General features: G+C 41.4%; 8 protein-coding genes. 6 read left to right on the plus strand and 2 right to left on the minus strand.

Annotated features, from left to right (window positions below):
- A complete protein-coding gene (gene uvsE / locus RMZ95_RS04060; protein WP_322673021.1) occupies positions 1-957 on the plus strand; it encodes a UV DNA damage repair endonuclease UvsE in 957 nt (318 codons plus the stop codon).
- 202 nt (positions 958-1,159) lie between these two features.
- On the opposite strand, the gene RMZ95_RS04065 is transcribed toward uvsE, so the two are convergent.
- Positions 1,160-1,309 (minus strand): hypothetical protein, encoded by a 150-nt coding sequence (locus RMZ95_RS04065; protein WP_322673020.1) that lies wholly within the window; start codon positions 1,307-1,309, stop codon positions 1,160-1,162.
- 337 nt (positions 1,310-1,646) lie between these two features.
- Between RMZ95_RS04065 and hflX the strand changes: the two genes are divergently transcribed.
- The 5 genes from hflX to RMZ95_RS04090 all read left to right on the plus strand — a co-directional run bounded on the left by hflX (position 1,647) and on the right by RMZ95_RS04090 (position 7,150).
- Positions 1,647-3,335 (plus strand): GTPase HflX, encoded by a 1,689-nt coding sequence (gene hflX, locus RMZ95_RS04070; RefSeq protein ID WP_322673019.1) that lies wholly within the window; start codon positions 1,647-1,649, stop codon positions 3,333-3,335.
- A 15-nt stretch (positions 3,336-3,350) separates the two neighbouring features.
- On the plus strand, positions 3,351-4,223 hold the full coding sequence (locus RMZ95_RS04075; RefSeq protein WP_322686049.1) for an isoaspartyl peptidase/L-asparaginase family protein: 873 nt from the start codon (positions 3,351-3,353) through the stop codon (positions 4,221-4,223).
- Between the two features lie 186 nt (positions 4,224-4,409).
- Complete coding sequence (locus tag RMZ95_RS04080) at positions 4,410-5,681, plus strand: ATP-grasp domain-containing protein (RefSeq protein ID WP_322686050.1); 1,272 nt, start codon at positions 4,410-4,412, stop codon at positions 5,679-5,681.
- A 404-nt stretch (positions 5,682-6,085) separates the two neighbouring features.
- Positions 6,086-6,292, plus strand: coding sequence for a hypothetical protein (locus RMZ95_RS04085; RefSeq protein WP_322686051.1), 207 nt, complete (start codon positions 6,086-6,088; stop codon positions 6,290-6,292).
- Between the two features lie 129 nt (positions 6,293-6,421).
- Complete coding sequence (locus RMZ95_RS04090; protein WP_322686052.1) at positions 6,422-7,150, plus strand: DUF72 domain-containing protein; 729 nt, start codon at positions 6,422-6,424, stop codon at positions 7,148-7,150.
- A gap of 20 nt (positions 7,151-7,170) precedes the next feature.
- Here RMZ95_RS04090 and RMZ95_RS04095 read toward each other — a convergent pair whose 3' ends face one another.
- Complete coding sequence (locus tag RMZ95_RS04095; protein ID WP_322686053.1) at positions 7,171-8,634, minus strand: MFS transporter; 1,464 nt, start codon at positions 8,632-8,634, stop codon at positions 7,171-7,173.
- Positions 8,635-8,898: the final 264 nt, after the last annotated feature.

The following is an 8,898-nucleotide window of genomic DNA, read 5'->3' on the forward strand; positions in this document are numbered from 1 at the left end:
ATGAGCGTAATCGAGTTTCAAAATTTACCTAATGCACAGCAGTGCCAAAAAAGTACACTGCCCTCTTTAGGGCTAGTTTGCATCACCTCGGACAAACAAGTGCGCTTTCGGACAATGACGCGCACCCGATACTTAAAACTTTCCCTTAGCGATCGCGAAAGTGCCCTGAGTGAACTGTATCGCCATAATTTGCAACGCTTACATGATGCCCTCTCCTTTTGTCAGCAAAATAAAATTCAGCTTTATCGGATGTCTTCTAATTTATTTCCCCTAAGTGACTTAGAAGACGAAATCGGCGCAAATATATTAGAAGCAATGAGCGCTGATTTAGCAGCAATTGGTCAACGAGCAAATGCATTGAACATCAGAATGGTGTTGCATCCAGATCAATTTGTAGTGCTAAGTTCTGATTCCCCTGAAGTAGTACAGGCAAGTATTAATAATTTAGCAGGACACGCACGTATACTTGACTTACTGGGATTACCGCGATCGCCTTGGTCATTGATGAATATTCATGGTGGCAAATCTCAACGGACTGAACAACTAGTAAAAGTAATTTCCGAACTACCAGAAAATATCAAAAGCCGCTTGACTTTAGAAAACGATGAATACGCCTATAGTGCCGATGAAATTTTAGCAGTATGCCAGCAAACTGGTGTGCCGATGGTATTTGATGCCCATCACCATATTTGTCACGAAAATTTGGATAGCTACGATCATCCGAGTGTAGCATCCATGTTTTACGCAGCGCGAGAAACTTGGAAAAATCCAGATTGGCAATTAGTGCATATTTCTAATGGTGAGCAAGCTTTCAATGACCGAAAACACAGCGATTTGATTACCGATATGCCTAACGTTTACTACCAAGCACCGTGGATCGAAGTCGAAGCCAAACAAAAAGAAGAAGCGATCGCACTTTTGCGTTCTGGGTGGCTAATGAACAATAATTGTACATAAATTAGAGACATCTAGTCTATGTTGTCTGCACCTCTGGTGTTGTGTCTGGGTTAACCACAGTGAAACTTAGAGGATGTTTGAAAAGTTTTATTCTCGGTAACAAAACGTTCTAGATTCCCCTAAATCCCCCAATAAATTGGGGGAGTTTGATTCCAGTTCCCCCTTAAAAAGCTACAGTATACACACAAGTCTTTTAAAGTTGCTATGTAACGTAGGGTGGGTTAATTTTTGTAGGTCGATGCAACAAAAATGCAGGACGATGCAACAAAAATGTAGGACGATGCAACAAAGATGCAGGACGATGCAACAAAGGTGCAGGACGATGCAACAAAGGTGCAGGACGATGCAACAAAGGTGCAGGTCAATGCAACAAAGGTGCAAGACGATGCAACAAAGGTGCAGATCAAGAGACTTGTGTGTACACCGTAGCCTTAAAAAGAGGGGCTAGGGGGATCAGTTAGTGCCTAAATATCACATAACCACTTTTCAAACAATCTCTTACACGTTTACAGCCTCATTTATGGTTAATACCTCACTTAATTGGTCTATAAACCATTTTATAGAAGCTTGATTTTGATGTGATTATCTATAGCTAAATTGCTTATTTCTATTGGTAGATTAAATCAAAATTTAAAAAGACCAAAATGAAAATATACAGACATAAAAATAACCTGTAAATTATTAGTTTTATGCAAAAAATTTATGGCAATGTTCAGGGAATAAAAGCTAGTCAGATTAAACGACTGCAAGAGCTTTATGAGCAAAATCAACCAGCAGATAGATTTCTTACGCCAGAATTTGCTCAAGCTTTAGCTACAATTAGTCAACAAATTCATCACCCGATTTGTTGTTATATCAACCGGCGTGGGCAAGTTATCCGAATTGCTGTCGGAACACCCAGTCAAACTCAAATTCCACCTGAAGAATTACCCCGCCGCAGTGCAGAACGTTTGAGCGGAATCCGTTGTGTTGCTACTCAACTTAAATCAAATTCACTTGATGAAGCCGCGTTGGTTGCAATGATACGTCAGCGCTTAGATGCTCTTGTCATGTTAACTGCAATTGATGGCAAAGTAAAAGAAGCTTTTTTAGCTTACCTTTTCCCTGACTCAGAAAGTCCTTGGGTAATTTCACCTCCTTTAAGTTTGGACGATGTAACCGAACAGGAATTTGATGAATTAATTGAAGAATGGGAGAGAGAAATTGTTGACGCCGGAGATGGAATATTCTTATCTCAAGAAATTGTTTCCGACCAAGACAGGGTGCTGCTGGTAGGAGTGCAGACAGAAGATGTCTCAGTTCAACGATTTGAAGATGGACTTGCAGAACTAGTGCGTTTGGTTGAAAGTGCTGGAGGAATTGTACTTGATACAATGCGGCAAAAGCGCGAGCGCGCCCATCCCCAAACAGTGGTCGGTAAGGGAAAAATTGAAGAAATCACCCTTTTAGCTCACAAACTAAGAGCTAATCTAATCGTTTTTGACCGAGATATTTCTGCATCTCAAGCCCGTAATTTAGAACAAGAGATTGGCATCCGAGTTGTAGACCGCACAGAAGTAATTCTGGATATTTTTGCTCAACGCGCTCGCACTCAAGAGGGTAAATTACAAGTAGAACTGGCGCAACTCGAATATATGTTACCTCGGTTGCGCGGTCGCGGTCAGGAAATGTCTCGATTAGGTGCGGGAATTGGTACGCGAGGCCCTGGTGAAACAAAACTAGAGACGGAACGGCGAACAATTCAACGACGAATTGCTCAACTACAGGAAGAAGTAAATCAATTACAAGCACATCGCGCCCGAATTAGACAACAACGACAACAGCAAGAAATTCCGGTTCTGGCATTAGTTGGCTATACCAATGCTGGTAAATCTACTTTGCTGAATGTGTTAACCAATGCGGAGGTTTTCACCGCAGACCAACTATTTGCTACCCTCGACCCAACAACCCGCAAGGTGGTAATTACAAAACCAGAAACACAAGAACGCCGCTCAATTTTGCTCACAGATACTGTAGGGTTTATTCACGAACTCCCACCACCACTGATGGATGCGTTTCGCGCCACATTGGAGGAAGTTGTTGAGGCTGATGCGATGATTCATGTCGTGGATTTATCCCATCCAGCTTGGGAAAGTCATATTGCGAGTGTCCTAGAAATACTCGAAGAAATGCCTGAGATTCCAGAAAAAAGTTTGGTTGCTTTTAACAAGGTTGACAAAGTAGATAGCGAAACCTGGGCTAGGGTTCAACAAGATTATCCCGAAGCTGTGTTTATATCAGCAACCCAGCACTTGGGTTTAGAGACTTTAAAAATGCGATCGCTACAACTAATTGACGAACCTGTAAAGGCGATTGCAGTTCCACAAAATTCATACTAAACAAGAAGGAATTATATGACACCGACTATCATTGTTCACGGTGGAGCAAAAACCATCACGGACGATAAAGTTGCAGCCAACAATGCAGGCTGTACAGCAGCAGTAGAGGCTGGTTGGGCAGTGCTAATCAGTGGAGGTACGGCCGCAGAAGCTGTAGAAGCAGCGATTCGAGTTCTGGAATCCGATCGGACATTTAACGCTAGCCTCGGTGCAACTCTCAATAGTGATGGAGAGGTGGAATTAGACGCGGCGATTATGGAAGGCTCATTAAGTTGGGGAGCAGTTGCAGCAGCTCAGGGCATCCGTCATCCAATTTCGGTTGCACGGAACATTATGGATGATAAACCCAGACTACTAGTAGCGCGGGGTGCAGAACGCTTCGCCATAGATTCCGGGGCTGAAATGTGCAAAAAAGAAGACTTAATAGCTGAGGAACAGTTGGAGCAGTGGAAGGAAGATCAAGAAGTAATCGATCGCCCCAACACCGTAGGTTGTGTAGCTTTGGATGCTGGCGGCATCCTAGCTGCTGGCACTTCAACTGGCGGCACTACCAAGCAGCAACAAGGTCGCGTCGGTGATACTGCACTTGTTGGTTGTGGCTTGTATGCTGATAATAAAATCGGCGGTTGCTCAACAACAGGTGATGGCGAGTCGATTATCCCGGTGGTTTTGGCTAAAACTGCGATCGATTTTTTGAGTGGCGATCGCCATCCAGATGAAGCCGCACAAATGGCAATTGACGCTTTGGTTTCTAAGGTTAAAGGTGAAGCGGGGTGCATCCTCATAGACCGTCAAGGACGCGTTGGCTGGGCGTATAACTCATCACACATGGCTTGTGCTTATATGACCGTAGGACAAGATAAGGTGGCTGCCTTTACTAAGAAATAACTCATACCAATTCGGAATGGGCTACGCTCAGGTAATGCGTAATTAATGAAGCCAAATTACATCTGAGTTTTCAAGTTTAAATATACAGCTTTATTTTTTAAAGTTGGTATTATTTGGAAATGCAGGAGAATCGTTTTCTATAAACAACCGCATCCCCAAAGGGGATGCGGTTTCTCGGAGGACTAAATGAATTCAAAATATAACTTTCAATACTTTCAAGGGAATTCTCTTTCTGACTTGTTTGCTCTTGATATCACAGATGCATCTTATGGGTTTATTTTAAATTACCCTGCAACTGCCAGTTGGGCTGCTTATCCTAACCGAAAAAAATATTTTATTCAAGATGGCAGTAGTGAAGCCACCAAAACCTCCTTCGACAAGATTTGTCAGAAGGAACCGTGGAAAAATCTGGCTGTATTAGGCGATCGCATTCCTGGAATTGTGATTATTCCGCCGCCAAAGTCGCTGCTTGAATACTGGCAAGAGCATTTCGGCTTCAGCCAGTCCAATATTGAAATGATGGATTGCTCGACTTATCTGGATGATCTTAGCCACAGTGAACGCTTTGACAAACTTATTAGTCTATTTCCCTTCGATCGCCTCAAACCTGAAAAACACGCTGTTGATCCAGACACTCATTACCGCTTACTCAGCAAAGTAACCCTAGCCGAATTGGGGGTGCAATGTCCAAAATACGAAAGCTACAATCTGCACCAAGTAAATATTGAAGACATTCAGTTACCACAATATCCCTACTTAATTAAAACATCCCACGGACTCTCAGGAGAAGGCACTTATATCATCAAAAGTCCCAGCGATTTGAACTACTGCCTTGAAGAAATTAGGAAGTATCTTGATATTAAGTTGCTCAATACGATTATTGTCTCGGAGTTCGTCAAGAATGAGGTGCAAAATTACTGCGTACAATTCTATGTCAACAAGCTAGGAGAGATAACCCTTATTGGCACTACCGGCCAACTCGTCACTCCAGAAGGTAACTATTTAGGTGGACTGATTGACTACCGCAACACTAACATGAGCAAGTTCTTTGAGATGATTGCTAACGTTGGTCAGTATGCTCACAAACAGGGTTATTTCGGCGTGATTGGCTTTGATGTGCTGGAAGATCGAGACGGACAATTTTATGCGATCGATGCCAATTTCCGAGTCAATGGCTCGACTCCGTTGTGCTTGCAGCGTAATACCCTACTGGGGCTAGGAAAGGGAGTAGCTAAATATTCCAGTGACTACCGCATGGAAGGAGCGTTGGATTCAATTTTAGCCACTTTAAAACCAGAACTAGATCGCAAAGACTTAATCGTTCTGTCGGCTTTAGAGAAAATCAAATACGGAAAAATCTACACAGATATTTATGCGATCGTGACTGGAGAAACTATCCAGGAAATGCAGCATATCGAGCAGAAATTACAGGATAAGGGATTACAATGGCTCCCTTAAACACTGCCTCTGTTGATATCTGGCATTATCAATTTTCATTTATCGTAGAAATTTGGGAGTAGCTTTATAGCAGTAGGCAGAGGGCAGGAGGTAAAACTATTGCTAACTCTAGCATTCACTCTTTCCAAATGTCCTAACTTGTGTGACTACGGCTATAAAATATTTCAAAATATCCTGTTTCAGGGTTTAAATAATCAAATTAAAGGTTAAAAAGCAGAATTATTTGAGATAAAAATCAATAATGATACTTCTAGTCGCTACATTGGTCACACAGTTAAAACAAACTAATAAAGCATAAAATTTATTTTTAATACACTTTTTTATAGAAAAAAGTATTCAAAAAGTATAAACATAAAATACATAATTTACACTTTATTTAAATATATTTAATTAGGAGAATAGACATGAAATTTCAAATAGAATGTAATACAGGTAAACTTAGTAAAATATGTTTAATTTGCCAGCAAAGTTCTCAGACAGATCGAGCCAGGTTAATTGTATGCAATGACCAAGGCGAAGGTTATGGAGATATATGCCATCAATGTATAAGTAAAGGTGGTGATTGGGTTCAACTTCAACTCCAAAAATTCAGCCATCAACTACTAACTTGAAAATTATTTTAAGGATATCAAATTTTTATAGTAAGCGGCTGTAGCCTTTAAAATAGGGCTATAGCCGCTTATTACGAACAAATTTAATTAATTTTACATTGTATAACATCAAAAGAATAATATAACTGAATGAGTAAGCTACAAATTGGTACTAGTGGTTGGGTTTATAAGCATTGGATGGATATTTTCTATCCACCACATTTGCCTAGCGATCGGCAATTATCATTTTATGCTCAACATTTTTCCACTGTAGAAATTAACTTTTCCTTTTATCGTTTGCCAGAACGGTCTGTCTTTGAAACTTGGTGCAAGCAAACACCATCTAATTTTATGTTTGCTGTTAAAGGTAGCCGCTATCTCACCCACATGAAGAAATTAAAAGACCCGATAGAGCCGCTATCTCGCCTAATGGAACGCGCGTCTGGATTGCAAGAAAAGCTCGGCCCTATTTTATTTCAATTTCCTCATACTTGGCAGATTAATATTGAACGTCTTCAGCCCTTTTTAGAATTACTGCAAACCTACCCTCAACAAAGATTTACAGTTGAATTTCGTCATTCAAGTTGGCTGATTCCACAAATTTATCAACTACTAGAAAGTGCAGGTGTAGCTCTTTGTCTACCTGTCAGCCCAACAGTTCCTCTTGATATCTGTTTGACTGCCCCTTGGACTTACATCCGTATGCACAGTGGGCAATGGAACGTAGGTTATACCGATGAAGAATTATCTACATGGGTTGAACGTATCCATTTATTTCTAATGCAGGAGATTGACGTTTACATGTATTTCAACAACGACCCCGATGGGAACGCTATTCGTGATGCTCAACGACTCTATAGTTTGCTGGGATGTTGTTGAAATACATAATTGAAAACTTATTATTCCACTTCTATCAGATCGGTTGACTGCTTCATTGGGAATAAGAATCGCATTAGCTGGCCTAGTGGTATAGAGCGTTGCTCCTGAACAAAAACTAAGGGTACAAGTGCAGCCATGCGTAGTAAGCTTGAGAGAACAAATAACCCCAGCAAACCCGCAATACCGGGCAGAGTTGCTAAAAAGCTACCGACAGTAATACCCATTGCTCCAGTGATACCAGCAATTGCAGCTGCGATCGCAAAATAACTCGACTGATGACCCAACGGTGCTATTCCCATCATCAAATTGTTGGTACACAAATCAATTGCTGCCCACGTTGCGCCAGCTAGTATGTGTAACAAGGGTAGCCAGATCCAAAAAGAAGTGCGATCGCTTCCAACCAAAAGCCACAGCAGAGGTGTCACCGCCACTAAGATTCCCACTAATAGTAGTAGTGGACGATTCCCAATTCGGTCGGCTAGTTTGCCCCACAAAAGCAGCATTAGCATATTCGCGCCAGTTCCTAAGCCGTGATAAATCGTTACTATACTAATATCTATATCCAGATTATCCAGCATATAGAGGTTAAAGAAAGGATTGCTGATGTTAACAGCAAAGCACCAGATGCTCAGGTAAAGCACAAACTTCAAAAAATTAGCATCTTTAAACAAGCTCAAATCTATTCCTTGGGGCTGTGGGTGTGATGTGTCTGAATCTCCAACTTTTAAAAGCTGCGGGTTTATATCAGTCATCCACAACTGGCAGCCCACACTAATTAGCCCTAAAATGATTCCTAGAATCAAGACTGCACCATAACCTTGAAGGGTTCCACCAGGCCAAGCTGATACCGCTAAACCTAGCAGAGGCACGCCAACAAGGTTAGTCAAGCCGAGAATACTATTGCGAAAGCCGAAATATCGCCCCCGCAACCGTTGAGGTACTAACACAGCTGACCACCCAAGCCAAGGCGCACGACCAAAAGCTTCGATGATATTAGCTACTAAGAGAATTGCCAATGTCAACTGTACTACTTGGTATCCAGTAATACGAGATGAACTAACCAACCAAATCGCTGGTAGAAGAATCAACCATAGCAGCCGCGACGGGATGAAAATACGCATGAAATACCAACGGAAGCTGGTACTTCGATTTATCAAATACGCTCCCAGTGGTTGGAGTAGATTCACCATCTGAGGGATAGCCGCGAGTAGACCAATTTCGGCTGCCCCAGCGCCTAACTCTAGCAAGAAATTACTGAGCAACGCGCCGCCGATGATACTATAAAGAACCGCAGCAAAGACACTTTCAAAAGTTAACGCCTTGAGACTTTGGCGAATTTTTGGCTTAGGGATTTTTAGAAACAGTTTTGGAGTTGGGAAAAGTACCGTCTCTGTTAATGCCCTATCCTCTGAGATTTCTTGAATGGGGACAGGGGGAAGAGAACTAGCTTCTACTGAAATATCATCTTCTTGGGGCTGAACCATATTATTTAGTCAATATTTAAAGAATTAAATTGTTATAGCTACTATTACCCACAATTAGTAAAATTTATATAAGATTTAATCAATAAGTTCTAAAGCATTGCAATTGCTTACTTATCCTGAAGAACTAGTCTATAGTAAGTGTTGACTATAAACTGCTTGAACAGAAATAACTAACATATAGCCGTAGTCATATATAGGACTCATATTTGATTTTTGAAAAAAACTCAGTACAGCTTTATTCCTTCTTCCCAGTCCCCAGTCCCC

The organism is Nostoc sp. DedQUE07 (assembly GCF_034530975.2).
In the GTDB taxonomy this organism is placed as follows: Bacteria; Cyanobacteriota; Cyanobacteriia; order Cyanobacteriales; family Nostocaceae; genus Nostoc.